Raw genomic sequence first — 25998 nt, 5'->3', positions numbered from 1 at the left:
TTGGCTTTGGGGATGGGCGTTGCGCGAGGGCGGTATGGTAACCCAAGCAGGGGGGTGGGGGGCAGGGCGGGGAATGGGGGAGGGCTGGCACCGGCTGCGCCGGTGTTCGCGGGCGCGCCCGCTCCTACAGGTACCGCGTAACGCTCAGGCATACGTCGTACCTGTGGGAGCGGGCATGCCCGCGAAGAGGCCCTGGCAGGCAGCCGGCTACTTGGGATAAAGCGGCGGCAAGCTGCCGTTCTCCCCAGCCGGCAACAACACCTGCTCGGCCGGCGGTATCGTGCCGATCGCCCGCCACAAATCCTCACCCTGCCAATACTGCCCACTCTCGCTGTACAACGCGCCATTCAACCCATCCAGCGCATCCGACAACGGCACGAAGCGCGCCGCCATCTCGGCCAGGGTCTCCGGTTGCTGCCGGGCCCAGGCGTCCAGCGCCTGGCGGGTGGCCTGGGGGTCGTTCGCCAGGCAAGCGCGCTTGAGGTCATCCAGCAAGGTGCGCGGGCTCGGCCCGTTCTGCGCCGCACGCAGCACCGCCGGTTGCGAGCGGGCGCGCCACCACAGGGCGAAGCCCAGTACGGTGGAAAGGGCGAACAGCAGAGTCGCCAATTGCCAAGGCCACAGCGCGCTGCTGGCGCTGCTGTTATCGCCCACCGGGCTGTCGGCACTCAATGCCGGGTTGTCTTGCACGTTCAGCGTACGCGCCGGCAGGCTGCTGTGCTCCAGGTGATCTTCACGGGTGTTCCACCACGCCACTTCCAGCGCCGGCAGGGCCAACGTGCCGGCATGTGTGGGCACCAGTGCTTCGCGTTCCTCGCGGTTGGCGGTCATGCCGCGTTCGTTGATTTCGTTGCGCAGCAGCGGCTGGTCGGGGTAGCGGCGCAGGCCGGTGATCTCGGTGGCGGGTAACGGCGGCAACTGGGTGCTGGAAAGGCCTTCGGCGCGCAAGGTGATGTTGCGCGTCAGCGAGTCGCCAATCTGTACCTGCTGGTTGCCGGGGTCGGGGTTCCAGTGCTCTTCCAGTGTCAGGCTACGCGCCGGCAACCACGGCACACCCGCAGGCCAGGCGGCGGGAATCGGGCGTACCGCCAGCCGCAGCGGCAGCGAGCTGACCTGTACCTGGTGCCCGGCACGGGCCGTGCCATTGGCTTGCGGGGTTTCGTCGCTGCTGGCTGCGGCGGTGGCGCTGAACGTCAGTGGCGGGATCTCGAGCGTGCCACTTTGCTGGGGGTACACGGCATAGCGGGTTTCGATCACGCCGTGGCGCACGCCATTGATTTCCTTTTCATAGGTGCGCGATTCGCCGAGCGGTTCGACCTTGGCGCCTTCCAGCTGCAGCGGGCTCAGGCTGCTGTCGTCATAGAGCGCCACCGAGTGATAGATGCGCAAGGTGAGCACAGCCTGCGCCTGCACGTAGACGTCGGGGCTGTCGAGGGTGGCCTCGATGAACACCTGTGAAGTGTCCTGGCGGCTGGCATCGGCCTGCAGCACTTGCAGGTCGATGGCCTGACTGCGTGACTGACCCAGCTGCAGCTCGGGGATACGCAGGCTGCCGCTGCGCCGCGGCAGCAAGGTGATGATCCAGCGGGTGCTGGCGCGGGTTTCACCGTCGAGGGTATGCAGGCTGTTCAGCTGGCGCGTGCCGCGCACCTCGAAGTCGCCTTCCAGGGCGCGCAGGTCGGGCTTGCCGAACTGGGTGACGTCCTGGCTTTCCAGGGTCAGTTCCAGGCTTTCGCCAGCCTGCAGGCGGGTGCGGTCGACGCTGGCCTGCAGCAGGGGTTCAGCCTGGGCCAGGGTGGCCCACAGCAGGGAGAGGAGCAAGACGCCGAAGCGACTCATCGTGGGGTTTCCTGTTGCAGTTGCTGTTCGTACCAGAATTTGCGCCGCAGCAGCTCCGCCGGGTTATCGGGGATCTCCCGCAGCCATTGTTCCAGGGCTTGGCGCTGTTCGGCGTCGAGGCTGGTCGACACCGGGCGCTGGGGCGGCTGGATGACGCCCTCATCGGCACCCGGCTGGTTACCCGGTGCGCCCTGGCTGTTGCTGCTGCTTTCGCCTGGCTGCTCGGCGCTGGCTTGTTCATCACCGCTGGGGGTGCCCTGGGCGGCGCTGCTGGCCGAACTGCTGTTGCCTTCGGTGTCGCTGCCGGGCGTGCCTTGGGCATCGTTACCGGGCGGTTGTTCCTCGGCCTTGGCCTGGCGCTGTTGCAGCAGCTGTTGCACCAATGCCTGGTTGTCCAGTGCCACTTGCAGATCGGGTTGGCGCTCCAGCGCCTGCTCGTAGGCGTCCAGGGCCGCTTCCAGCTCACCGGCACGGGCCAGTGCATTGCCTCGATTGTAGTGGTCGGCGGCCGTGTCGCCTTGGGAAAATGCCTCGGCCGCACCCGCGTAGTCGCCCGCCTGGTACAGCGCCAGGCCGCGCCACTGCGTGTCCTGGAAGTGCCGAGCCGCGCTGGCTGGGCGGTTCAGCTCGAGCAGGCGTTGGCCTTGCTGGTCGGGGCGCAGCCACAGGTCATCGAGCTCGAAAGCCTGGCTGGGCTGGGGCAGGGCCAGCAGCAACGGCAGGCAGAACAGCCAACCGCGCCGGCCGGCACACGCGGCCAGCAGCAGCAGCGGAATCAGCAACCAGTAGCCCTGGTCGGCCCAGCTGTCCAGCTGCAGGGTCTGGCCGTCGTTGCGCCCGGCCCGCGGCTGGTCGAACAGGCCCAGGCCGCGCAGGTCCAGGTCGTCGATACGCGCATGCCGGTAGCGCCCGCCGGTGCCGTTGATGAAACCCTTGAGGCTGGCGTTGTCCAGGCGGGGCACCAGAATGCCGCCTTGGTCATCCTTGAGGTATTCGCCATTGGCCTGGCGCACCGGGGCACCGTCACGGCTACCGATACCCAGCATCAGCAGGCTTGGGCCCTGCCGGCCAAGGGCCTGGGCGATGCCCTGGCGCTCCGGGGCGCTGAGCGACGACCCGATCAGCAGCAGGCGGCCCTGGCCGAGCCCGCTCTGGGCCAGCAGGGCCAGGCCCTTCTGCACGGCCAGGTCGGCGCGCTGGCCGGGCTTGGGCATGATCGACGGGTCGATGGCCTCCAGCAGGTTGCGCGTGGTGGCCAGGTCATCGGACAGCGGCACCAGGGTGTGTGCGGAGCCGGCATAGACCACCAGCGCCGTCTGGCTGTCGCGGCGGTGCTCCAGCAGGTCGAGGATTTTGCGCCGGGCCTGTTCCAGGCGATTGGGCGGGCTGTCCTCGGCGAGCATCTGCGGGGTCAGCTCCAGCAATATCACCAGCGGGTCGGCCGGGCGCTGGCGGTTTTCTTCCACCCGCTGCCAACTGGGCCCGAGCAGGGCCAGGATCACCAATAGCCAGGCCAACCCCAGCGCCACCCACGGCAGTTTGCTGGTGTTGCCGTTGCCGCCGCCCAGCAGCACAGCGTGGAATGCCGGCGGCAGGATCAGCTGCCAGCGCCCGGCGCGTTTGCGCCGATGCCACAGCTTGTACAGCAGCCAGCCAAGCAAGGGCACGGCCAGCAGCCACAGCGGGCGCAACCATTGCGGCCACAGGTCGATCATCGCCGCCTCCTCAAGCGCAAGCGCTTCAGGCGTTGGCGCCATTCCGGGTGTGGCTGCAAGAAGCGCGGCTTGCGCAGCAGGCGCTGCATCAGGTTGTCGGGCCATTGCACGGCCACCACCAGCAGCACGCTCAGCAGCAGCGCCAGGGCCAACGGCCAGGCGTACAGGGCTTGGGCGGTGCGGGCCTGGGTCGGTTGCTGGGCCACCGGTTCGAGTTGGTCGAGGGTGTCGCCAATAGCGTCCAGTTCGGCACCGTCATGCGCGCGGAAGTAGGCACCGTGGGTGATTTCGCCGATTTCCCTGAGTGCGGCTTCGTCCAGGTCCAGGCTCGGGTTGAGGCCGAGCAGGCCTGGGGTGCCACTGGCTTCGGGGTTCGCGCCAATGCCGATGGTGTAGATGCGCACGCCTTCCTGGGCTGCCAGGCGGGCTGCCGTCAGCGGGTGGATCTGCCCGCCGTTGTTGGCACCGTCGGTAATCAGCACCAGTACCCGGCTTTGCGCCGGGCGCTGGCGCAGGCGTTTCACCGCCAGGCCAATGGCGTCGCCGATGGCCGTGTTCTTGCCGGCGATGCCGATTTGCGCTTCGTCGAGGAAGGTGCGCACGGTACGCCGGTCGAACGTGAGCGGGGCCTGCAGGTAGGCCTGGCTGCCGAACAGGATCAGGCCCACGCGATCGCCTTCTCGGTCCTGCAGGAAATCGCCGAGCAGGGCCTTGATCAGGTCGAGGCGGCTGATGTCTTCGTTTTTCCACTGCATGTCCGGGAAGTCCATCGACCCGGACACGTCCACCGCCACCAGCAGGTCGCGGCCGCTGGCCGCCACCGGCACCGGGTCACCGAGCCATTGCGGGCGCGCGGCAGCGCACAGCAGCAACAGCCAGATGACCACGAATGGCCCTTGCTGGCGCCAGGTGGGCAGGTTCAGCCGCGCGCGCCGCCCGGCCAGGCCTTCCAGTTCGTTGAGGAAGCCAACCTTGAGTACCGGTTCGCCGCTGTCGGCGGCGGGCAGCAGCAGGCGCGCCAGCCACGGCAGCGGCAACAGGGCAAAGACCCACGGCCAGGCCAGTTCAAACATGCTTGCGGATCCAGGTTTCGACGGCTTGGCTCAGCCCGGCGATGGCCTTGTCGTCGAGTTTGCACTCGGGTTTATAGGCGCCTTCGACCAGCACCATCCAGCGTGTGAGGCCGGCTGCGGGGCAGCGGTTGTCGAGAAATGCCAGCCACTGGCGGCCGTTGAGGGTATGGCTGTTGGCGCCCGGGTAGTGGCTGCGGCACAGGCGCTTGAGCAGGGCGTTGATCTGTTGCAGCCAGGCGCCGGCGGGGGCGCCGTCGTAGGGGCGTGGCAGGCGTGCCAGCTCGGCCAGCGCTTCTACCCGCACCGGGTCCAGCGGTTGCTCGGCGCGTACGACACGGCGCTTGCGCGGGCGCCAGTGCCGCAGCCGCCACAGGCCCCAGCCCAGCACTGGCAGGATGACCAGCAATGCCCACCAGCCGGGTGCTGGCGGCCACAGGCCGATGGGCGCCGGTTCGATCAGCGGTTGCAACTGATCGAGCGGGTTCATGACGCGCTCCGCGGGCGCTGTGCGCTCAGGTATTCGCGCAATTGCTCGATCATTTCACTTTGCGTGCTCAGCGGCATCAGCAGCACCCGCAGCTTTTGCGCCAGCAGCTCCCACCGCTCGATGCGGGCTTCGGCCTGCTGGCGGTAGGCCTGGCGCAGGTTGGCGTCGAGGGTGTCGAGCTCCAGCTGCGCGCTGCGTTGGGCAAAACGCAGCAGGCCAGCGGCCGGCAGGGCATGGTCGAGCGGGTCGGACACCGGCAGCAGCAGCAGGTCGCAATGCCGTGACAGCATGGCCAGGTGCTGCTCCACTTGTGCGCTGAGCGAACGCTCGTCGCAGATCACGATGGCCAGGCTGCCCGGGCGCAGCACTTCGCGGGCGCGGCGCAGGGCCAGGCCAAGGCTGTCGGCCCCGGCAACCGCCTCGGTGTGCAGTGCCTGGTTGACCTTGGCCATGCGGTTGAGCAACTGCAGCAGGCTCTGTTTGCTGCGCCGGGGCTTGATTTCGTGGTGCTCGTTGTCGCCGAACACCAGGCCGCCGATGCGGTCGTTATGGGCCAGCGCGGCCCAGCCGAACAAGGCGGCGGCCTGGGCCGCGAGCACCGACTTGAACATCAGGCCCGAGCCGAAGAACAGCCGCTGGCTCTGCTCGACCAGGATGAAGATAGGCCGTTCGCGTTCTTCGTGGAACAGCTTGGTGTGGGGCTCCTGGGTGCGTGCGGTCACCCGCCAGTCGATGTTGCGCACGTCGTCGCCGGCCTGGTACACGCGCACCTGGTCGAAGTCCACACCGCGCCCGCGCAGCTTGGAATGGTGCAGGCCGACCAGCGGGCTGCGTTGGCCGGGCTTGGAAAACAGCTGGATTTCGCGCACGCGGTGGCGCATGTCGATCAGCTCGGCGAGGCCGATGCGGATGCCAGGTTCGGCCAGGTGCGCATTGGGCATGGGGTCAGGCAACGGCGACGACGTCGAGGATGCGCTGGACCACGCGGTCCTGGTCGATCCCCGCGGCCTCGGCTTCGAAGGAGAGGATGATGCGGTGGCGCAGTACGTCGAACAGCACCGCCTGGATGTCTTCGGGGCTGACGAAGTCGCGCCCGGCCAGCCAGGCGTGGGCACGTGCGCAGCGGTCCAGCGAAATGGAACCGCGCGGGCTGGCGCCGTAGGCGATCCAGTCGGCCAGCTCGGTATCGAATTTGGCCGGGGTGCGGGTGGCCATGACCAGCTGCACCAGGTACTCCTCGACGGCATCGGCCATGTACAGGTTGAGGATTTCCTTGCGCGCGGCAAAGATCGCCTGCTGGCTGACCCGCCGTTCGGGTTTCACTTCGCCGCCCAGCGCTTCGCCGCGGGCCTGTGCCAGGATACGCCGCTCGACCGCGGCGTCCGGGAAGCCGATTTTCACGTGCATCAGGAAGCGGTCGAGCTGGGCTTCGGGCAGCGGGTAGGTGCCTTCCTGCTCGATCGGGTTCTGCGTGGCCATGACCAGGAACAGGGGCGACAGGTCGTAGGTGCTGCGGCCCACACTGACCTGGCGTTCGGCCATGGCCTCGAGCAGTGCCGACTGGACCTTGGCCGGTGCACGGTTGATTTCGTCGGCCAGCACCAGGTTATGGAAGATCGGCCCCTGCTGGAACACGAAACTGCCGGTTTCCGGGCGGTAGATTTCCGTGCCGGTGATGTCGGCCGGAAGCAGGTCGGGGGTGAACTGGATGCGGTGGAACTGCGCTTCGATGCCCTCGGCCAACTCCTTGATGGCCTTGGTCTTGGCCAGCCCGGGCGCCCCTTCGACCAACATGTGGCCGTCTGCCAGCAGCACGATCAACAGCCGCTCGACCAGTTTCTCCTGGCCTAGGATCTGGGTTGAAAGAAAGGTGCGCAGCGCGATCAGCGCTTCACGGTGTTCCATCGGCGACGGTTCCTGGTAGGGGGCCGGAGGCGGCTGACGGCAGCTGCCCTGGCAAGGGCTGATACTTTAATCCATCCGGGGGGGCGGCGACTAATGGCACGGGGTTAAATTTATCGCTGCAGCGGGCCTGGGTATGGAAAACTCTCACGAAGGCTTGGCGATTGCCTGATGTTGCCTGACGGCGTACTGGCGCCTGCTTGTGCTTTTGGGTCAAGCACAAGGCACGAAGATGGTAGCGAGCAACGGCGGTACGCCGACCCCTCGACGGGTAACCCTGCGTTTTGGGGTGTTCTTCGATGGCACCGGTAACAATCAGCACAACGCCACGGCATTGGCGGGGCACGGCGGCAGTTATGCCAATGCGCTGAGCAACGTAGCCCTGCTGCATGCGTTGTACCCGGCGCAAGCGGCCGATGGCGAGGCGCGCCAGGTCTTTTTCAAATGCTACATGGAAGGCATCGGCACCTTGGCCGGTGAAACCGACCCGGTGTATGCCTCTGCCACCGGGCGTGGCCGCACGGGCGTGGAAGCCCGGGTGGCCGAGGCGTTGCAGGCGATTGCCGGGCAACTGCAGGGTTGGTGCCAGGCGCACCCGCAGTGGGTGCCGGCACGCCTGGAGTTCGACTTGTTCGGCTTCAGCCGTGGCGCGGCGGCGGTACGCCACCTGGCCAACCTGTTGCACGACGGTGCCGGGGGATTGTTGCCGGTGGCGTGTGACATCGCGATCAACTTCATGGGCTTGTTCGACACGGTGGCCGCGATCATCGCGCCGTTGCAGGGCGACTTCGACCCCGCCGATGAGCGCCACGGTGGCTTGCGCCTGGGCCTGGAGGCGGGTATTGCCCGGCAGGTGGTACAACTGGTCGCGCGGGATGAGCGGCGGCATAACTTCCCGCTGGTGAGCAGTGGGCACGACATAGTGCTGCCGGGTGTGCACTCGAATATCGGTGGCGGCTACCCGGAAACCACATGGGAACAGGTGCTGTTGTGCAAACCGCAATCCCAGCGCGTGCCGGTGGCGACCCCTGCCGGGCAGTGCCGCGTGCATGCCGTGATGCAGGGCCTGCTGGCGACGGATTTTGCCGACATGGGGGAACCCCGGCCACGGGTGATCACCTGGGAGGAGCCGATCGCTGGCGGCCACCCGCGTGAAGCAGAGAAGCAAGTCTACGCAGCGGTAGCCCGCGAGCGGGAGGTGGCCGGGCACCTGTCGCGTGTCTACCTGAGCGTGATGCGCGAGCTGGCGGTACGGGCTGGTGTGCCGTTTGCGCCGTTGGGCGGCCAGGCGGAGCACCGTTTGCCTGCTGAATTGCAGGTGATCAGCGCAAAATTGCATGGCTTCGCCTTGGGCGAAACCGGGCAATTGGCGCTGAGCGAGCAAGAGCAGCGCTTATTGCGCGACAAGTATGTGCACGCTTCGGCGAACTGGAACGCGCTGAAAGGGTTGCGTAACAGCGTGCTGGATGTGTTGTTTGTCAACCGGCCAGGGGTGGCGGGGCGGGTGGTGCATGGGAACCCGGTGGGGTGAATGTGTCTGGGGTGGCAGGGGTTCGCCACCCCATTCATTCATCGCTGCGCGTTCCTGCGTTTTCGAGCCATATACCCCTCCTGCGCCACGGTCAGCATCACCGTCAGCACCATGAACGCTACCGAAGCAACGAAAATGCCGTTTGGCAGCCCTCGGTCGAGCATCCAGCCGAACGCCACTGGCCCGACGGCGCCGCCGATGTTGAACCCGGTCGAGACCAGCCCGAAGGTCTTGCCTTCGGCACCCTTGGGCGCGGCCGCTTTTACCAGCATATCCCGCGACGGGGCGATCATTCCGGTCAGCAGGCCGATGCTGCCCAGTACCACCACCAATGCCCATTCGCGCAGCACACCCAAGGCCACCACGGCGGTCAGCACAGCGGCCAGGGCGAAAGCCAGCGCCGCCACCAGGCCATGCCGGCGGGTACGGTCGGCCAGGGCACCGCCACACAGCACCCCTGCGGCGCTGCAGAGCAAGAAGGCGGTAAGCGCGGTATTGGCCCAGGCCAAGGTCAGGCCTTGGCCTTGCACCAGTGCGGCAACGGAGAATTTCTCGATGGCACTGGTGCTCAGGTTGAGCAATATGAACAGCACTGTCAGCACGCCGATCATGGGGGTGAACAAGCGCACTCGTACGTTTGCCGGCGGCGCGCCGGCATTGCCCGGGTTGCCCATCTCCGTTACCCGGTACACCCCGCTGCCTGGCAGCGATATCAATAGCAGCGCAGCAGCGCCGAACACTGCGCCCGTCGCCAGGGCTGCCCGTGTGCCCAACACGGCAGCGATACCGAGGAATATTGCCGGGGTTACCGCCGAGCCGAGAAAGCCGGCGAAGGTATGAATGGAGAATGACCGCCCCAGCCGGTCTGGCTCGATACCCTTGGCCAGCAGCGCATAGTCGGCCGGGTGGTACACCCCATTGGCCAGGCCGGCCAGCGCCATGCTCACCAGCAACACCGCATGGCCGGGGCTGGCGGCCAGCAGCAGGAAACTGAGGCTGCCCAACAGCAGCCCGGCCTTGAGCACCTTGCGCGCGCCAAAGTGGTCGACGGCATGACCCAGCGGGGCCTGCACCAGGGCAGAGACGATATTGAACACCGCCAAGGCCACGCCGAGTTCGACGAAACCGACCCCCAGCAGGGAGGGCAGCACTGGCAGCAGTGCCGGGATCAGCATGATGTGCACATGGCTGACGAAATGTACGGCGGCAACCTGGGTCAGCAGCTTGGGGGCAGCAACGTAGCGCATGTCGGGACCTGTAGACAGCGTGCGCGCCTGGCGCACGGCAAGGGGATGGAATGCCCGCGTGGCGGGCGTCGCTGCGCAGCGCCCGAAGGCGGCCATGCAAACGCTGGCAGCGATCCCGCCACCCAGCGCGTTGCCTGTTGCGCGGGTAACCCGCGCTTACAGGGCTGCGCTGTCGAGGGTCAGGCAGCCAGTTCGGTCAGCAGGTTTTTCAGATAGTCGCTGCCTTGCGCATCCAGCGCCTGCAACGGCAGGCGGGGCGCGCCGACATCCTGGCCCAGCAGCTTCAGGCCGGCCTTGATGGTGGTGGGCAGGCCGCGGCGGGTGATGTATTCCAGCAGTTCGTACTGGCGGTAGAACAGCGTGCGGGCTTCGGCCAGTTGGCCTTGCTGCACGGCGTCCCACAATGCCAGGTTCAATGCCGGGATCAGGTTGGGCGCGGCGGTGCACCAGCCGCTCGCGCCTGCCACCAGGGCCTCCAGGGTCAGTGGGTTGCAACCGTTGTAGAACGCTACCTGACCCTTGCTGGCCTGGAACAGGCGGTGCATGCGCTGAATGTCACCGGTGCTTTCCTTGACCATGGTCACATTCGGCACCTCGGCGAGGATGCGCAGGATCAGTTCCACCGACAGGTCGGTGCCGCTGGTGCCCGGGTTGTTGTAAAGCATGATCGGGATGTCGATGGCGGCGCCGACGGCCTTGTAGTGGGCCACCACTTCGGCTTCGGTGAGTTTCCAGTACGAAACGGGCAGCACCATGACCGCCGTGGCCCCGCATGCCTGCGCCAGGCGCGCACGCTCCACGGTGCGTGCGGTGGTCAGGTCGGAGACGCTGACCACGCTGGGTACGCGCCCGGCGATGCGCGCCTGGCTGAAGCGCACCACGCTTTCCCATTCGCTGTCGCTCAGGTAGGCGCCTTCGCCGGTGCTGCCCAGCGGCGCGATGGCGTGCACGCCGTGCTTGATCAATTGGTCGATGGACGTGCCCAAAGCCTCCAGGTCGAGTGTGCCGTCTGCCGAGAAGGGAGTGATGGTGTAGCCGATGACGCCGCGAATTACAGGTGTAGACATGACCAGGCACCTTTGCCGTTGTTGAGGGAAGAGTACAGCTTCGAGTCAGGCCAGGCAGTCGCCGTGGGCCCGCAAGGCACGTCGCGCGTAATAGCTGAACGCGGCGCCATGACGCTTAGGGGTGGAGATCCAGTCGTGGGCTTCCTTGCCCAGGGCTTCGGGGATGGGGCGGATGTCACCGGCCCCCATGGCCAGCAGCTGCATCCTGGCGGCCCGCTCGAACAGCAGGGCAAGCACGCAGGCTTCTTCGATCGAGCCGCCAGCGATCAGCAGGCCATGGTGGGAAAGCAGGATCGCGCGCTTGTCGCCGATGGCCGCCGCGATGATTTCGCCTTCTTCATTGCCTACCGGCACACCAGGCCAGTCCTTGAGGAACGCGCAATCGTCGAACAGCGGGCACAGGTCCATGTGCGAGATGGCCAGCGGTACCTCCAGCATCGACAGGGCGGCGCTGTGCAGCGGGTGGGTGTGGATGATGCAGTTGACGTCAGGCCGGGCGCGGTAGAGCCAGCTGTGGAAACGGTTGGCCGGGTTGGCCATGCCACGGCCTTGCAGCACGGTCAGGTCTTCGTCCACCACCAGCAGGTTGGAGGCGGCGATTTCGTCGAAGCCCAGGCCCAGTTGCTGGGTGTAATAGGTGCCAGGCTCCTGGGCGCGGGCGGTGATCTGCCCGGCCAGCCCCGAGTCGTGGCCGCCGTCGAACAGGATGCGGCAGGTGAGGGCCAGCTTTTGCCGGGTACTGTAGGTGTTGTCGGCCAGGGCCGTCAGCATCTGCTGCTGGGCGTGCTTGACCAGTTGGTCCTTGGGGGCGTGCATGGTGGTCGTCATAGGCGGTACCTGCAGGAAAGGGCGGTGAATTGCTGAGCGACACAGGGAGGTCGCCAGGACACACGGCGATCATAATGACACCTTGTGTCATTATCAAGCAGGGAATGACACAATTAGCCTGCAGTGGGGCTCCAGAGGTGGCGGGCCGGGCGGCAAGGAGGTGCGCGAGGGGGCGTTGGCAAAGCGCGCGGCGCAGGCGCTTACACCGGCCGGGCCGGTGTTCGCAGCTGGCGCCGCGGCAAAAAGGCGCGCGTTACGCGCCTATGCAGCGCGAAGCGGGCAGCGGGGCCGGGTGCGCGTGCTGGTATTGCCGGAAGGCCTCGGCAATGGCATTGATCAGCGGCGCGTCGCTGAGCGGGTTCAAGGCCGGGAAGCGCTTGCCGTTGCAGATGCCCTGGTAGGTCAGCACAGCCTCGACGCGGTGATCATGGTCCAGGTACACCTGCCTGATCGCCTGGGCGTCCAGGTTCTTCGCATCGTCGCAGCGCAGGGCGTGGTGAATGGCCAATGCCGCGCCAAAGGCCAGGGCCGGGGTGTCGATGCCGTGCTTGCCGGCCAGCTCGATGCTGCTGAGGATACGTTCATTGCGCTGCAGTTTGCGCAGCGGATCGCGGCCGACGCGGGCGCACGGGTCCTTGAACGAGGTTTTGCAGCGCGCCAGGAAGGCGTCGGCGAACCGGCTGATCACCTCGGTCATTTGCGGGTACTCCGCTTCCAGGGCGGGCGCCACTTCCTGGCGTATCAGCCGCTCGGCCAGGGCATTGACGCGGGCGTCGCCCATGCCCTGGCCCACCCAGGCATGGCCCAGCAGGCTGGCGTACCAGGCAATGATCGCGTGCGGGCCGTTCCACAGGCGGTTCTTGATGACCTGGATCTGGGCAATGTCCGGCACCGTGTGCACTTGGCGCAGGCGTTCGAGCAGGTCGCTGCCGCGCTCGACATACAACGGCATGTCGGCTTCGCTGTTGAACAGCACCAGGTGCAGTTGGCTCATGGCGCTGCTGGGCTGGGCAAAGGGCCTGAAATGCCCGAGCAATCGCTCGTATTCAGCCGGCGGCGCCGAGGTACTGCGGGGTGCGGCAGGCTCTTCTTCCAGGCTGTTGCGAAACATCTGCGACTTGATCCGCAATTGCCGCACCAGCGCATCGTTGCTCAGCTTGGAAACGATGCGGCTGACTACCGTTTCCGCGAAATGGGTCTTGAGCATTACCTGCTCGCAGATTGCCGGCGGGCACAATGTCGCCAGCTCGGCTTGCACATGCCGGCGCACGAACGCGCCGCCACCCACCTTGTTCAGCACGATCAGCAACGTCAGCTCGCGGCCGCGGCGCTCGAAGCGCTGCAGCAGGCCTTGGGCAATTACCCTGGCCTGGTTGCGAATGGCCTGTTCAGGCAGGCTCAGGCCGATGATCTCGGCGTCGTTGTACATGGCGATCACCGCCTGTTCGTCGTCCAGGTCGATCATGCGCACATTGTCGATGGTCTGGTCGAACGAGGTGCTGCCATAGCGCACGCTGTAGCTGCCGAAGGCACTCACGCTCTCGCGCAGCATGCGTGAGCGGGTAGCGGCGATGATTTCGCAGGGCCGGGTGTAGCCGTCCCAATGGGAAAACACCTGGGTCAGGTAGCCGCCGCCGATGGCGCCAAAGCCATGAATACCGACACGGAATTGGTTCAACGACGCCGGGAAGGGTTCGCTGAGCGCGGGCATGCCCAGCTCGGGCACGCATGCATTCAGGTCGGCAAGGAACTCCGGCATGCTGTGGTAAGCCTTGAGTGCGCCGGCCTTGATGTCGGCGGCAGGTGGCTTGATGTCTTCGATCAGAATCGCCTGGCCCTCGGCACGCATGGCCGACAGCATGCCGTTTTCCGAATCCTCGACCATGAAGCACTGCGCTGGCGTGCAGTTGAGTGCGCGGGCGGCCTTCAGGAAAATCTCCGGGTGGGGTTTGCCCTGGCTGACTTCATCGCCACACACCGTGATGTCGAAGTACTTCAGCACATTGGCGTTGATCAGGTATTCCTCGGCGATGGCGCGGCGGCTGGAGGTGGCCACGGCCATGGTCAAGCCGGCCTTGCGCAGGCGCTCCAGCACCTCCAGCAGGCCGGGCTTGATCGGCACGCCGTGATTGCGAACGTACTCCAGCTCCAGTTCATCGGCGCGCTGGCGGATGGCGGCATAGGGGAAGTCTGCGCCGTTATGCGCCTTGGCCAAGGCTTCGGCTTTTTTCGCGCTCAAGCCCAGAGAGCCGAGCAGTGTGTGCTCGCCCAGCGGTTTGCCGAAGATTTCCAGCGACGCTTGCTTGAGGGTCTTGAAGCGCAGGCGTTCGGTGTCGAAGAGGGTGCCATCCATATCGAAGATAGCGCTGAAGATGCGTTTGCCGTGAAAGAAAAGCATGGGTTGTTGCCCCTTGTCGGTGGGTCGGACATCCCGCCTGCAACAGGCGAGCATGGCGTGCGAGCTGCAGCAATGGCAGTCAGGTAGGGGGCACGCGGTCGACAGGAGGGCGCTGGGGGGTAACGCAGATGTAGGGGGGATGGAGCGGGGGGTACACAGCAGGTTGGCGAACCTGGAAGCGAGGCGGGCGGCACGTTTGGCCTTGAGGTCACGCCCACTGGCTGCAGTCGGTTTTGCAGGCAGTGGGCGCGAATAGCGATGGATACGTGTGATTCCGAGCATGAGGTACTGTGAGTCCTTTTTCGACTTTGGTAATCCTTTTTCAGCCTTGCACGTATGCGCCGCGACATGCAAGGCTTGGCCTTTCGCTCGTCTTGCACAACCAGGTGAACCGCCATGACCCAAGCTACCGACCAGGCCTTCTACGACCGTGCCGATGCGCACATAGAACTGGCCAACCAGCAGATCGACAGGGTCGAGGACCTGGGCAAGGTTAGCGCCTCGCTGACCTTCGGTGCCGCGCGCTTCAGCGCCTGGATGAGCGCCCGCAGTTTCAAGAGCGGCGCCGAACTGGGCGCTGCGCGGGACGAGATCCTGAAATACTTCTGCGAGCAGTACCGGATGATGCTCGAAGATAACCTGGACGAGCATATCAAGCATTTTGACCAGTACATGTTGGGCAAGAATGACTAACACCGCAGGTCGCTCGCCCCAGCCTCTTCAGCGCTCTCTGGCCAACAACTGCCAGCCCTGATGCGATCCCTGTGGGAGCGGGCAAGCCCGCGAAGAAGCCAGCGCGCTGCATGGCACAGGCTGAGCCGGTGTTCGCGGGCCCGCTCACACAGGTATTGCACCTTTGTCTTGCCTACAATATCGCCAGCCGGTAATGGCGTGGGCCGGACGCCATGTCCGGCCCTGAACCGCCTGTTGCGCCTTGGGTCAACGGCGCAGCAGGCGAGAAATCACCAGTGTGACGGCGGCGGTGATGGCCAGTGCGGCGATAGGCTTTTCCTTGACGAACGAAGTCACCGTGTCCACGGCATCACCATAGGTCTTGGTCACCTGGCCTGCCGCCTGACGCGCATCGCCTTCGGCTTCCAGCGCCGGGTCTTCGACCAGCCGGCCTACAGCGCTCTGCGCCTTGCCTGCAAGGTTCTCGGCAACACCTTCGATCTGTTCGCGTTTCATGATGGCTATATTCCTTCCTGTAAGCGGCTTTGGGTTGATAGCACAGGGTTAGGGAGGTGAAGGGCGGCAATGGTTCCAACTACTCATCACCTTCAAGCCACACGCCCCTGCAAGGAATCGCACGTGGCGTGAGTGGACGAGGCTAGCGCGCCTTCTTTTCCAGAATCCGCGCGCCGCTCCCTTCCTTGGCCAGCACATCCCCGGGGTTGCGCAGGGGGCAGTCCTGCAGTGACAGGCAGCCGCAGCCAATACAGTTGTCGAGGCTGTCGCGCAGCGCCTCCAGAGTACGGATGCGTGCATTCAGGTCTTCGCGCCAGGCGCTCGACATTTCGCCCCACTGCGCCGCGGTCAGCTTGCTGTTGGGCGCATAGCGGCTCAATGCCTGGCGGATTTCCTCCAGTGCGATACCGGTGCGCTGTGCCACCTTGATGATCGCCAGGGTGCGCAGTACCAGCGAAGGGTAGCGGCGCTGGTTGCCCGCCGTACGAACGCTGGCGATCAGCCCCTTGGCTTCATAAAAGTGCAGCGCTGACACTGCCACACCGCTGCGCTTGGCGACTTCGCCCACTGTAAGCATCCGCGTGTTGTCTGCTGCCATGCCTGTCGACCTTGCCTTGGGTTGAGCGCTGTAAGGGCGCCTTGAGTTGTGAAACGGCTTACCCCGCTGCGCGATCCCGGCGCAACTGGGTAACCAGGGTAAAACGGTCATGCGGGTGGATCGTCTCGGCCACGGCCATCAGGTCGCCGTTCTCTTCGCGGTAGTGGCGAATGATCTGCAACCCCGCCGAACCCACCTGCGCCTTCAGCGCGTGGGCCAGCTCTGCCGTCAGCGCTACCGCCCGTACTTGCTGGTCGATCACCGCGATCGCGCGGCCGTAATGCTGCTCGATCAGCCTGGCAATCGGCTGTTCGGGCTGCTCGCGGGCGCGTTCGATGACTTCGCCGTAGTCCCGCTGTGCATAGACCTGGGTGCAGCATAGCGGCGGCGCAGCCTGCGCCACGGCGATGCTCGACAGGCAAAAGTAGTGCTCACCCGGCACCAGCCCCAGCCGTGCCGCCTGGCCCAGGTCGGCAACGAAGTGCTGCACATCGCGGATCTGCCAGCGCTGATCTGGCGCCAGCTGTGCCAGGTCGGCGACGCTGGCCAGCGACTGCGTGTAGCCCCCGCGGGGGCTGCTGGCCTCGACCCGGGTGCCGACGCGCTTGCGTCGCGATACCAGCCCCTGGCCGAGCAACTGGTCGATCGCGGCACGTACCGTGTGCCGGCTCACACCGTAAAGGTCGCACAGCTCGTGCTCGGTTGGCAGCAGGCTGCCCACCGGATACCGGCCATTGGCAATGCCTGCCATCAAGTCCTTGGCCACAGTGGCATAGCGCGTCGGGTTCATACCTGTGTTCTGTCTCGCACCTGTCGTCGGCCGAGAGTGTACCAGCGACGTGTGCCGGGTGGTCGGCGAGCAGGCTGCACCTTGCGGTGCAGCCCAGCACCCACGGTTCCCGCTGACGCTTTTCAGGTGTTCTGCCTGGCCCGCAACATCATCGCTGCCAGGGCGCACCCGAGCAAGGCCAGGCACGCCAGGTAGAATGCGTCGCTGTAGGCCATCAGGTACGCTTCGCGGCGAATGGTTGCCGCCAACCCCTCCAGCGCCTGTTGCTGCTGCGGCAACCAGCTCTGCACCGTGTGGTTGATGCGTTCCTGCATGCCCGGCTCGAACACGCTGACCTGCTCGTGGATGCGTTCGCTGTGGAAACGCTCGCGGGTGGCCACCAGCTGGGTCAACCCGGCCGTCCCTACCGCGCCCCCCAGGTTGCGCAGCATCGAGAACACGGCCGACGCCGACCCGGCTTCACGCTTGTCCAGCCCGGCCACCGCCAGCACCGACAACGCTACCATGATGAACGGCTGGCCGATGCCACGTACCACAGTGGACGGGATGATCACGTTGTCGGCACTGTCGGCGCTCAGGCTTGCCCCCAGCCAGCAACCGAGGGCCATGATCAGGAAACCGCTGGCGACCATGAACTTGGCGCTGGTCCAGCCCATCAGCCGCGGCATCATGGGCGCCAGCAGCAACTGCACCACGCCATAGGCGATCAGTGCTACACCCACGTCGTGGGCGCTGAAGCCCTGCAGTTGCGACAGGTAGTTGGGCACCAGGAACACCAGGCCGAAGGTTGCCGCGCCGAAGATGAACATGGCCACACTGGCGATGCCGAAGTTGTAACGCCCCAGCAAGCGCAAATTGATGAAGGCGCGCTGGCCGCGCAGTTGGGTAATCACGAACACCACCAGGGCAATTCCGGCGATCGCGCTCATGCCAACGATGAACGATGAGCCGAACCAGTCCAGCCTGCCGCCTTCTTCCAGCACGATCTGCAAGCCACCCAGGCCGATCACCATGGCCGCGATGCCCAGCCAGTCGCCTTTGCGCAGCAGCGCGAGTTGCATCGGCCTGGCGTCGATCGACCAGGCGATGGCGAACAGCAGGGCGATACCCGGGAACAGTTGCAGGTAGAAGATCCAGCGCCATGAATAGGCGTCGGTCAGCCAGCCGCCAATCGACGGCCCGGCCGCCTGTGCCACGCTGTTGGCCAGGCTGAACAGCGCCATGCCCATGGCCATCTTGCTGGCTGGCAGCTCGGTAATGATCAACTGGAACGACAGCGGGATCAGCACCGCGCCGGCCGCGCCCTGCACTACGCGCAGGGTGATCATCGTTTCCAGGTTGGGGGCCCACGAGCAGGCCACCGAGGCCAGCAGGAAGATCAGCGAGCCGGTCCACATCACCCGGCGCAGCGAAAACACTTCGACCAGCCACGCGGTCAGCGGGATCATGACGATTTCCGCCACCAGGTAGGCGGTTGAGATCCATGAGCCTTCCTCGAAGCTGGCGCCCAGCGAACCCCGGATTTCCGGCAGCGCGGCGCTGGTGACATGCACGTTCATGCCGGCCATGAAGCAGCCGAACAGGCCGCCGAGCACGGCGACCCAGGCGCGCAACGTGACGGGTTGCTCAGTGGCCATCGGCAACCTCGGCAGGACGGGTGTCGACGATGCTCACCACCGACATGCCCGGCAGCAGCTGCGGGCCTGCGGGCGCTGGGTCGAGCAGGATGCGCACCGGGAAGCGCTGGACGATCTTGGTGAAGTTGCCAGTGGCGTTGTCCGACGGCAGCAGGGCGAAGACATTGCCCGAGGCAGGGGAGAAACTGGCCACACGGCCGTGCAGTGGCTGGCCGGCAAAGCTGTCGACGCGGATTTCCACGGGTTGCCCGGGGCGCATGCGGGCCAGTTGGGTTTCCTTGTAGTTGGCGACCACGTAGGCCTGCTGTACCGGCACCACTGCCAGCAGCGGCTGGCCGGGCACCACGTACTGGCCAGCACGCACGCGGCGTTGGCCCACGATGCCAGCGAGCGGGGCGCGAATCACGGTGTCGTGCTGGTCCTGGCTGGCCAGTTGCCGGCGAGCCTGGGCGTGGGCCAAGGCGGCTGCGCGCTGTTGCAGCTCGGCGTCGGCCTGGGTAGAGCGGGCCTTGGCCATGGCCAGTTGAGCGCGTTGTTCGCGCAGCGCGGCCTGGGCCCCTTGCAGCGCCGCTTGTGCCTGGGCCGCCTGGGCGTTGGCGCTTTCCAGGCGCTGCGCGGTGGCCGCTTGATCGCGTACCAGGCCGCGGTAGCGCTGCACGTCCAGGGCAGTGCGTTGGCGCTCGGCGGTGGCGCTGCGCACGGTCGCTTCAGCCTGCTGGATGGCGTGCTGGCGCTGGTTGATGCGCTCGGCCGCCAGCTGTTGGCCAGCCTGTGCGGCGGCCAGTGCGGCCTGGGCTTCGGCCACGCTGGCCTGGGCCTGCTCGACACGCGCGCGGTAGTCCTGGTCTTGCAGCCGTACCAGTACATCGCCGGCCTGGACTGGCTGGTCGTCCGCCACTTCCACCTTGGCAACATAGCCGGCAACGCGCGGGCTCAGTGCCACCCAATCGGCACGGACATAAGCATCGTCGGTGGTTTGCAGGTAGCGGCCGGTGGTGAGCCAGTAGCTGGCGAAGGCCAGCACCGTGACGGCCGCCAGGCTGCCGCCGGCGATCCAGGCCTGGCGGCGGCGGGGTCTGGTGCTGGCTTGCTGTGCTGCTTCGGCGGGGGCGTTCTGTTCTACGGCGGCATTCATTTTCGGTTTCCATTTCTGATGTTGGGGCTGCTGCGCAGCCCATCGCCGGCAAGCCCACAGGGATCGCCTTAGGGCTGACAGGTGTTTGCCACAAGTTATGGCAGCGCCTGTTAGAGCGAGCGCCGCCCGCGCGGCGCGATCGCGAGCTGCGCTCGCTCCTACGTTTGTTTCGGGCCAATTATTCCTGTGGGATTCACGCGCGAACGCCTTGGTGCATGCCTCAATATCGCGCCGTACAAACAAGGCGGCCGCGCGCGCCTGTCACAGGCGTTACTGGCCCGAAACAAACGTAGGAGCGAGCGCAGCTCGCGATTGCGCCGCGCGGGCGGCGCTCGATCTCACAGGCGCTGAAGATGCTCCGGCTACCCTTGCCAGGAACCATAGAATCTCCCACAGGGACCGCGCTGGCCTTGGCGTTTGTTACAGGGCAGCGACTCCCTGATCATTGAAAAGGCTCTCGGCCCAGCGCGGTCCCTGTGGGTTGTTGCTGCGCGCTACCACCGACCACCCAGCGCGCGGAACAGGTTGACCTGTGCCTGCGCCAGGCGCCCTTGGGCCTCGACCTGGCTGGCGCGCAGGCGGATCAGTTCGCGTTCGCTGTCGAGCAATGCCAGGCCGTCAGCCGTGCCGGCGCGGTAGTTGTTCTGGGCCAGGGCAAAGCCCCGCTGGCTATGGCCAAGCGCTGCCTCCAGTGCCTGCAGGCGCTGCCGCTCACCGGCGTAACGCGCCAGCGCCTGGCGCACGTCCTTCAGCGCATTCAATGCAACGCCCTGGTAGCGGGCGACCTGCGCCTGCTGCAATGCTCGGGCCTTGCCAACGCGCGCGCGATTGGCCTTCAGGTTGGGGAACTGCCAGTGAATCAGCGGGCCGATCCCGAACATCACCGCGCGGCTGTCGCCGAGGTCGGCCAGGTGAGCGGCGGAGGAGGTCAACGAGGCGCCGAAGCTGACCTTCGGGTACAGGTCCGCCCGGGCGATTTCGGTCTCCAGCGCAGCAGCGCGCAGTTCCCGTTCTGCCTGGCGCAGATCCGGCCTTCGCTCGAGCAGGCGCCACCCATCTCCAAGCGGTAGCGGCACCGACACCGTGGGGATGGCGCTGCAGTCGCCTACCGGTGCTGCAGCCGCCTGGCCACTGAGCATGGCCAGTTCGTAGAGCGCCATTTGCCGCCTGGCAACGAGCATCGGCAGTTGCGCCCGCACCTGCTCACGCAAGCCCAGCAGGCGCTCGCTGTCGAGCGCCGTTGCCACGCCGGCCTGTTGCTGGCGTTCACTCAATTGCACGCTGCGCTCGAGGCTTTGCAACGACTGCCTGGCCTGGGCCAGGCGTGCGCCATACACGCATTGAGCCAGGTAGGCGCGGCTGGTCTGGGTGACCACCTGCAGGCGTACCAAGTCCCGTGCTGCAGCGCTGGCATCGGCTTGAGCGCGGGCACGCTCGATGGCCGCACGTACCTGACCCCAGACATCCACCTGGTAGGCCAGCTCGATGCCGGGGCTGAATTGCCATTGTGACGGCGCATGGCTGTCAGTGGCCTCGGCCAGGGTCTGGTCATCGGCGCTCTTGCCATAGGTTGCGCCAACCTCCACTGCAGTGGCGGGCCAGCGGCGCGCGTCGAATTCACCGATACCCGCCAGCATGGCCTGGACAGTGGCGTCTGCCTGGGCCAGGTCCTGGTTATGCGCCAGGGCCAGCTGTACCCAGTGGTTGAGTTGCGGGTCCTGGAACAGCGCCCACCATCGCGCGGGTAACGGCTGCTGGCTGACTCCCGCCGGCAGGTCTGCCAACGGGTTTGCCTGCAGCACGGGTGGCGGCGCGGCGGGGGCCGGCTGCCGCGTGCACGCCGTGAGGGCACCCAGCACGGCGAGCGTGGCGCCCAGCCGGGCAGTGAAGGGAGAAAAGTGCAGTAAAGGCATCACACAGGCCACTTGAAGAGGGTGATGCGAGGTTAACCAGGGATGGGGAAGCGGCGCTGTCGCAAGCAGGACAAGCCTGCGCGCAAGCGGGACAACCTGCTGTTCAGTGACCGCGTGTGAGGTTGTGCTGCCAGTCACTCGGCGCGTAGCCGAGGATGCGCTTGAACATGGCGGTGAACGCGCTTGCACTTTGGTAACCGTGCTCCAGCGCCACGTTGAGAATCGGCTGCCCCTGCGCCAGGCATTGCTGGCTGAGCATTACCCGTGCGCGGGCGCGCCACTCGCCATACGACATGCCCAGTTCGCGTTGAAACAGCCGCGCCACGCTGCGCGCACTCAGGTTCAACTGCGCGCCACACTGCGCCAGCGTCAGGTCCTGGGCCGGGTCCTGGAGAAAGCCCTCGCACCAAGCACGCAAGCGCGGGTGCGAGGGCGTGGGCACGAAGGCATGGATGCGCCGAGCGGCGGACAACTCGTTCAGGATCAATGCCCGTGCATGCTCGCCGTCACGCCGGTCGAGCATGCGTGACGCGGCCAGGATCAGTTCCCGCAGCAAGCTGGATACCACGATGACCTGGCAGCACGCGATGCCGGCGTCGAGCAGCAACGTGCGCATGCTCACCATGCCCTGCATGCGGATGGCGTGGCTGACCCCGGCAGGCACCCACAGTGCATGCCCGCCGGGGATCACCCAGTCGCCTCCCGCGCTGCTGACGCGCATTACCCCGCTGGCGGCATAGATCAGCTGGTCTTCAGCGTGGCAATGGCTGGCGACTTGGTCGCCGTGGCCATAGTCCATTTCCAGTGTTCGCATTCAAGGCATCCTCGATATTGGATCCAATTATACGGCGGTGGATTTTCATCGGGTTGCGATGGTAGGCATGGAAAAGGGGTGACCAAGACGCAAAATGGCTGTTTGGCAGTTGAACGTGGTGAATTATTGCCAAGCGAGTGCTACGCACAACAAGTAAAGCGGCTTCTGTTGTTAGATCCAGACATCATTGACGGCGGTGCGCTCGCCGCCCTCATGCCCGGTGTTCAGAATGCCGCGGGGCTCGATCATCATCAGTTTTGCTTCGCCCTCTGCGGCTGTCCTGTGTTCGATACCGCGCGGCACGACGTACAGCTCACCGGGGTTGACGTACACACAGCCATCGGGCAGATCGATGCGCAAAACACCCTCCAGCACCAGAAATGCTTCGTCGGTTTCCGGGTGTGCGTGCCAGATGAATTCGCCTTCAATGCGCACCGCCTTGAATTGGTAGTCGTTCATTTCGGCAACGACCCTGGGGCTCCACTGCTGCTCGATCAGCGAGGCTTTGTGCAGCAGGTTGGCAGGCTGGGAGGGGATACGGGCTTCAGACATGACAATTCCTCGTTGAGTGGAGTGGCCAGCCTAACGGTCTGCAACAGGCGCATCTTGTACGATCCTGCAAGTCAGCGGGTGGGGCGCAGGCGCTCCAGCCAACGCAAGGGCGGCACCCCATAGCAACGGGTGAAATGCCGGGTCATGTGGCTCTGGTCATGAAAGCCGGCAGCAAGGGCCGCATCGACCAGGCTGAAGCCGTCGACCACCATGCGCCGCAAACAGTCGAGGCGGCGCAAGGTGACGAAGCGGTAGGGGCTGGTGCCGTACAGCGTGCGAAAATCACGCGACAGGCTCCAGCGCTCGCGGCCGCTGGCCTGTTCGAGCATGTCCAGGGTAATGCTCTGGTGCAGGTGCGCCATGATGAAAGCCCGGGCCCGCTCGGCGGCTTGGTAATCCAGGCGCTTGCGCCCGCGTGGTTTGCCGCCGACCGCCAACAAGGCCATGGCCAGGTCGTACAGGGCGTCCTGCTGCTCCAGCGGCTCCAACGGGTGGTCCACGGCCTGTACCAGTGCCTCGCTGGCCTGGTACAGCCGTGGGTCGCTGGACAGCCCGCCAGCGATGAAGGGCAGCGGCTGGCCACCCAGCATGTTCTGGATCAGGGCCGGGTCTACGTAAGCCATGCGGTAGCGAAAGCCTGCGTTGGTGCCGGCCATGCCGTCATGCAGCTCGTCCGGGTGCAGCACCAGGGTGTTGCCGGGTATGCCGTGGCGCAGCGAGCCCTTGTAATGGAAGCTTTGCACGCCGGCCAGGGTTCGCCCGACCGAGTAGGTATCGTGGCGATGCGGGTCGTAACCGTGGCTGCCGAACCAGGCTTCGATACGCTCGATGCCGCCCGGCTGGTCGCTGCGGATTACCCAGTCGGACGGTGGCGGGTCAGCTTTACGGTTCATCGCGGTGGGAGCCTGGGCGGAGCACGGCTGGGGCGGCCGTGAGGGGAGGAGAAGGAAGGGTAACCGGACTGTCCGCTGTCGGGCAATCGGGTCGCCGCCAAGGGCCGCCCTGCCAGGTTATCTACCAACGTTGACTCGACCAGGGTGCTTGTCAGTGCTGAAATCGAGCAAGCACAACCACAATGGGCCGGGAGCGCCAATGAACCGCAACGAACTGCGCAAAGCCGATATCAACCTGATGGTGGTGTTCGAAGCGCTGATGCAGGAGCGCAACCTTACCCGCGCCGCAGAAAAGCTGTTCGTCGCCCAACCTACGGTCAGCGCTGCGCTGGCGAGGTTGCGGGCGATGTTCAATGACCCGTTGCTGATCCGTGTGGGCAACCGCATGGAGCCATCGGCCCGCGCCCAGGAAGTGATCAAGCACCTCACCCCGGCCCTGGATGCGATGTCTGTGGCCCTTAGCCTGACCCACGACTTCGACCCACTTTCCAGCAAGATGACCTTTCGCATCGGTTTGTCCGATGACGTCGAGTCCGGGCTGTTGCCGCCGTTGTTGCGGGCGCTGCGGGTCGAGGCGCCGAACGTGGTGGTGGTCGTGCAGCACGTGGATTACTGGCGCATTCCCGACTTGCTGGCGGCGGGTGACGTCACGGTCGGCATCAGCCAGACCCGGGGCCTGCCGGCCAATGCCAAGCGCAAGGTATTGCGCAGCATGCAGGCCAGGGTGGTGCGCGCCGACAAATCCACCAGGGCGTTGACGTTGGATGAGTTCTGCGCCCGCCCGCACGTTCAGGTCTCGCCTACGGCCAATACCCACGGTGTAGTCGATGACTGGCTCAAGGAGTTGGGGCGCGAACGCCAGGTGGTGTTGTCGGTGCCGCAATTCAGTACGCTGCCGGCGATCCTGGCCGGTACCGAACTGCTGGCCTGCTGCCCCGATTACGCGGCCCAGGGGATGGAGCGCTGGGGCAACCTGCAGGCCGAGCAACTGCCGTTCGCCGCCACGGCGCTGGAGCTGGCCATGGTCTGGCTGAGCACTACCGACAATGACCCGGCCGAGCGCTGGCTGCGCGGCCGCCTGGAGCACTACATGGGCGGTATGGCCTAGCCGGCAGAAGAGTGCTTAAAGGCCCGCTTCCAAGTCCAGCAGGTCCTGCACGGTCTGCCGCCGGCGGATCATCCGCAGTGCACCGTTCTCGATCAGGAACTCTGGCAGCAGTGGCCGGCTGTTGTAGTTGGACGACATCGATGCGCCATAGGCCCCGGCATCGTGGATCACCAGCAGGTCGCCCACCTGTGCTTGCGGCAGGTCTTGCGGGGTGAGTTCCTGGTCGTCCTGGGTGAATACGTCACCCGACTCGCACAGCGGCCCGGCCACCACGGTTGGCTGGCGTGGGCGCTCCACCGGCTGGCCGTTGGCATCGAGCAGGGTCATGCCGTGGTAGGCGCCGTACATGGCCGGGCGCATCAGGTCATTGAAGCCGGCGTCGATCATCACGAAGGTATTGCGCCCCACCTGTTTCACCGCCCGCACCTCGGCCACCAGGTAGCCGCACTCGGCCACCAGGAAGCGGCCGGGTTCGATCTCCATACGCACCGGGTGGCCGAGCATCGCTTCGATTTCCTTGCGTGCCACTGCCCAGGTCTGGGCGTAGCGCTGCAGGTCGACCGGCTTGTCGCTGCTGCGGTAGGGGGTGGAAAGCCCGCCCCCGATGGAAAACGCCTCGATGTCCACCCTCAGGCGGCCGACCAGCTCGATCATCGAGCGGGCTACCTGTTCCAGGTGCTGGTAATCCACGCCCGAGCCAATGTGCATGTGCACGCCGACCAGGTGCAGGCCGTGTGCCTTGATCACGCCCAGCGCTTCGTCCAGCTGCTCATGCCAGATGCCGTGCTTGCTGTTTTCACCGCCGGTGTTGGTCTTGCGGCTATGGCCGTGGCCAAAGCCGGGGTTGATGCGGACCCACACGCGGTGGCCAGGGGAGCGCTCGCCCAGTTGGCGCAGCATGTCGATGGAGCCGGCGTTCACTTCGATCTTTTCTGCCACCACCCGCTCCAGGGTAGGCCGGTCCAGTGCATCGCAGGTCAGCACCACGCCGGCCGGGTCGCCCTGAACGCTGGCGCCGGCAGCGAAGGCCCGCTCCATCTCGCCCAGCGACACGGCGTCCAGCACCAAGCCGTGGCCGCGCATCAGGCGCAGCACGTGCAGGTTGGGGTTGGCTTTCTGGGCGAAGCGTACGGTGTCGAACACCTTCAGCTGTTCGACACGCTCGGCGATGGTGCCGGTGTCGTAGGCCCACAACGGCGAGCCATGTTGGCGCACTGCCTCGGCCAGGAGGGTGAAGGGTGTTGTCATGTTGGCGCTACTCGCTCAGGTGATACCAGGAAGGA

At 65.9% G+C, this 25998-nt stretch carries 23 protein-coding genes; 3 read left to right on the top strand and 20 right to left on the bottom strand.

What is annotated here, in order from left to right; genetic code table 11:
• Nucleotides 1-207: 207 nt before the first annotated feature.
• Genes AACG97_RS19770 through AACG97_RS19745 form a run of 6 tightly spaced genes read right to left on the bottom strand, consistent with a single transcriptional unit; the run spans nucleotide 208 to nucleotide 7019 of the window.
• Nucleotides 208-1839 (bottom strand): BatD family protein, encoded by a 1632-nt coding sequence (locus AACG97_RS19770; protein ID WP_047149560.1) that lies wholly within the window; start codon nucleotides 1837-1839, stop codon nucleotides 208-210.
• Nucleotides 1836-3554 (bottom strand): tetratricopeptide repeat protein, encoded by a 1719-nt coding sequence (locus AACG97_RS19765; protein ID WP_009683485.1) that lies wholly within the window; start codon nucleotides 3552-3554, stop codon nucleotides 1836-1838. The genes AACG97_RS19770 and AACG97_RS19765 overlap by 4 nt, the downstream gene beginning before the upstream one ends.
• On the bottom strand, nucleotides 3551-4627 hold the full coding sequence (locus AACG97_RS19760; RefSeq protein WP_225786014.1) for a vWA domain-containing protein: 1077 nt from the start codon (nucleotides 4625-4627) through the stop codon (nucleotides 3551-3553). The genes AACG97_RS19765 and AACG97_RS19760 overlap by 4 nt, the downstream gene beginning before the upstream one ends.
• A complete protein-coding gene (locus AACG97_RS19755) occupies nucleotides 4620-5114 on the bottom strand; it encodes a DUF4381 domain-containing protein (RefSeq protein WP_009683483.1) in 495 nt (164 codons plus the stop codon). Before AACG97_RS19755 ends, AACG97_RS19760 begins: the two co-directional genes overlap by 8 nt.
• Nucleotides 5111-6055 (bottom strand): DUF58 domain-containing protein, encoded by a 945-nt coding sequence (locus AACG97_RS19750; protein ID WP_009683482.1) that lies wholly within the window; start codon nucleotides 6053-6055, stop codon nucleotides 5111-5113. Before AACG97_RS19750 ends, AACG97_RS19755 begins: the two co-directional genes overlap by 4 nt.
• Before the next feature lie 4 nt (nucleotides 6056-6059).
• On the bottom strand, nucleotides 6060-7019 hold the full coding sequence (locus AACG97_RS19745; protein ID WP_009683481.1) for an AAA family ATPase: 960 nt from the start codon (nucleotides 7017-7019) through the stop codon (nucleotides 6060-6062).
• A gap of 229 nt (nucleotides 7020-7248) precedes the next feature.
• Between AACG97_RS19745 and AACG97_RS19740 the strand changes: the two genes are divergently transcribed.
• Complete coding sequence (locus AACG97_RS19740) at nucleotides 7249-8547, top strand: phospholipase effector Tle1 domain-containing protein (RefSeq protein ID WP_115294499.1); 1299 nt, start codon at nucleotides 7249-7251, stop codon at nucleotides 8545-8547.
• A gap of 38 nt (nucleotides 8548-8585) precedes the next feature.
• Here the strand turns inward: AACG97_RS19740 and AACG97_RS19735 are convergent, their stop codons facing one another.
• From AACG97_RS19735 to mtlD, 4 genes are all read right to left on the bottom strand, one after another.
• Complete coding sequence (locus AACG97_RS19735; RefSeq protein ID WP_182369291.1) at nucleotides 8586-9794, bottom strand: MFS transporter; 1209 nt, start codon at nucleotides 9792-9794, stop codon at nucleotides 8586-8588.
• A gap of 179 nt (nucleotides 9795-9973) precedes the next feature.
• Nucleotides 9974-10861, bottom strand: a complete 888-nt coding sequence (locus tag AACG97_RS19730) for a dihydrodipicolinate synthase family protein (RefSeq protein ID WP_047149558.1) — start codon at nucleotides 10859-10861, stop codon at nucleotides 9974-9976.
• A 45-nt stretch (nucleotides 10862-10906) separates the two neighbouring features.
• Nucleotides 10907-11689, bottom strand: coding sequence for an aldolase (locus AACG97_RS19725; protein WP_009683476.1), 783 nt, complete (start codon nucleotides 11687-11689; stop codon nucleotides 10907-10909).
• Between the two features lie 253 nt (nucleotides 11690-11942).
• Nucleotides 11943-14087 carry a bifunctional mannitol-1-phosphate dehydrogenase/phosphatase gene (gene mtlD / locus AACG97_RS19720; RefSeq protein WP_197886043.1) on the bottom strand — a complete coding sequence of 715 codons (2145 nt, stop codon included), beginning with the start codon at nucleotides 14085-14087 and terminating at the stop codon, nucleotides 11943-11945.
• Between the two features lie 396 nt (nucleotides 14088-14483).
• On the opposite strand from mtlD, the gene AACG97_RS19715 reads away from it, so the two are divergent.
• Nucleotides 14484-14780, top strand: a complete 297-nt coding sequence (locus AACG97_RS19715; protein ID WP_009683473.1) for a DUF3144 domain-containing protein — start codon at nucleotides 14484-14486, stop codon at nucleotides 14778-14780.
• A gap of 246 nt (nucleotides 14781-15026) precedes the next feature.
• Here AACG97_RS19715 and AACG97_RS19710 read toward each other — a convergent pair whose 3' ends face one another.
• From AACG97_RS19710 to AACG97_RS19670, 9 genes are all read right to left on the bottom strand, one after another.
• Entirely contained in the window at nucleotides 15027-15275 is a 249-nt protein-coding gene (locus AACG97_RS19710) for a CsbD family protein (RefSeq protein WP_009683472.1), read from the bottom strand.
• Nucleotides 15276-15417: 142 nt separating this feature from the next.
• Entirely contained in the window at nucleotides 15418-15873 is a 456-nt protein-coding gene (soxR, locus tag AACG97_RS19705; protein ID WP_029886682.1) for a redox-sensitive transcriptional activator SoxR, read from the bottom strand.
• Nucleotides 15874-15931: 58 nt separating this feature from the next.
• Nucleotides 15932-16663, bottom strand: a complete 732-nt coding sequence (locus AACG97_RS19700; RefSeq protein ID WP_110679937.1) for a GntR family transcriptional regulator — start codon at nucleotides 16661-16663, stop codon at nucleotides 15932-15934.
• Nucleotides 16664-16785: 122 nt separating this feature from the next.
• Nucleotides 16786-18300 carry a DHA2 family efflux MFS transporter permease subunit gene (locus AACG97_RS19695; protein ID WP_197886044.1) on the bottom strand — a complete coding sequence of 505 codons (1515 nt, stop codon included), beginning with the start codon at nucleotides 18298-18300 and terminating at the stop codon, nucleotides 16786-16788.
• The gene (locus AACG97_RS19690) at nucleotides 18290-19435 is read right to left on the bottom strand and encodes an HlyD family secretion protein (protein WP_125854863.1); all 1146 of its coding nucleotides are present in this window, start codon (nucleotides 19433-19435) and stop codon (nucleotides 18290-18292) included. Before AACG97_RS19690 ends, AACG97_RS19695 begins: the two co-directional genes overlap by 11 nt.
• A gap of 494 nt (nucleotides 19436-19929) precedes the next feature.
• The gene (locus AACG97_RS19685) at nucleotides 19930-21348 is read right to left on the bottom strand and encodes an efflux transporter outer membrane subunit (protein WP_225786016.1); all 1419 of its coding nucleotides are present in this window, start codon (nucleotides 21346-21348) and stop codon (nucleotides 19930-19932) included.
• Between the two features lie 103 nt (nucleotides 21349-21451).
• Nucleotides 21452-22162 carry an AraC family transcriptional regulator gene (locus AACG97_RS19680; RefSeq protein WP_125855032.1) on the bottom strand — a complete coding sequence of 237 codons (711 nt, stop codon included), beginning with the start codon at nucleotides 22160-22162 and terminating at the stop codon, nucleotides 21452-21454.
• Nucleotides 22163-22333: 171 nt separating this feature from the next.
• A complete protein-coding gene (locus tag AACG97_RS19675; RefSeq protein ID WP_232555138.1) occupies nucleotides 22334-22714 on the bottom strand; it encodes a cupin domain-containing protein in 381 nt (126 codons plus the stop codon).
• 71 nt (nucleotides 22715-22785) lie between these two features.
• Nucleotides 22786-23607, bottom strand: coding sequence for an AraC family transcriptional regulator (locus AACG97_RS19670; RefSeq protein WP_125855033.1), 822 nt, complete (start codon nucleotides 23605-23607; stop codon nucleotides 22786-22788).
• A gap of 199 nt (nucleotides 23608-23806) precedes the next feature.
• Here AACG97_RS19670 and AACG97_RS19665 point away from each other — a divergent pair, with 199 nt between their 5' ends.
• The gene (locus AACG97_RS19665) at nucleotides 23807-24715 is read left to right on the top strand and encodes a LysR substrate-binding domain-containing protein (RefSeq protein ID WP_009684031.1); all 909 of its coding nucleotides are present in this window, start codon (nucleotides 23807-23809) and stop codon (nucleotides 24713-24715) included.
• A gap of 15 nt (nucleotides 24716-24730) precedes the next feature.
• Here AACG97_RS19665 and lysA read toward each other — a convergent pair whose 3' ends face one another.
• Nucleotides 24731-25963, bottom strand: a complete 1233-nt coding sequence (gene lysA / locus AACG97_RS19660; RefSeq protein WP_125855034.1) for a diaminopimelate decarboxylase — start codon at nucleotides 25961-25963, stop codon at nucleotides 24731-24733.
• Nucleotides 25964-25998 lie beyond the last annotated feature (35 nt).

The sequence above is a fragment of the Pseudomonas sp. Nvir genome, from assembly GCF_963778085.1.
In the GTDB taxonomy this organism is placed as follows: domain Bacteria; phylum Pseudomonadota; class Gammaproteobacteria; order Pseudomonadales; family Pseudomonadaceae; genus Aquipseudomonas; species Aquipseudomonas juntendi.
Note: the sequence above shows the minus strand (reverse complement) of the source record. Positions and strands in the feature narration are given on the sequence as shown.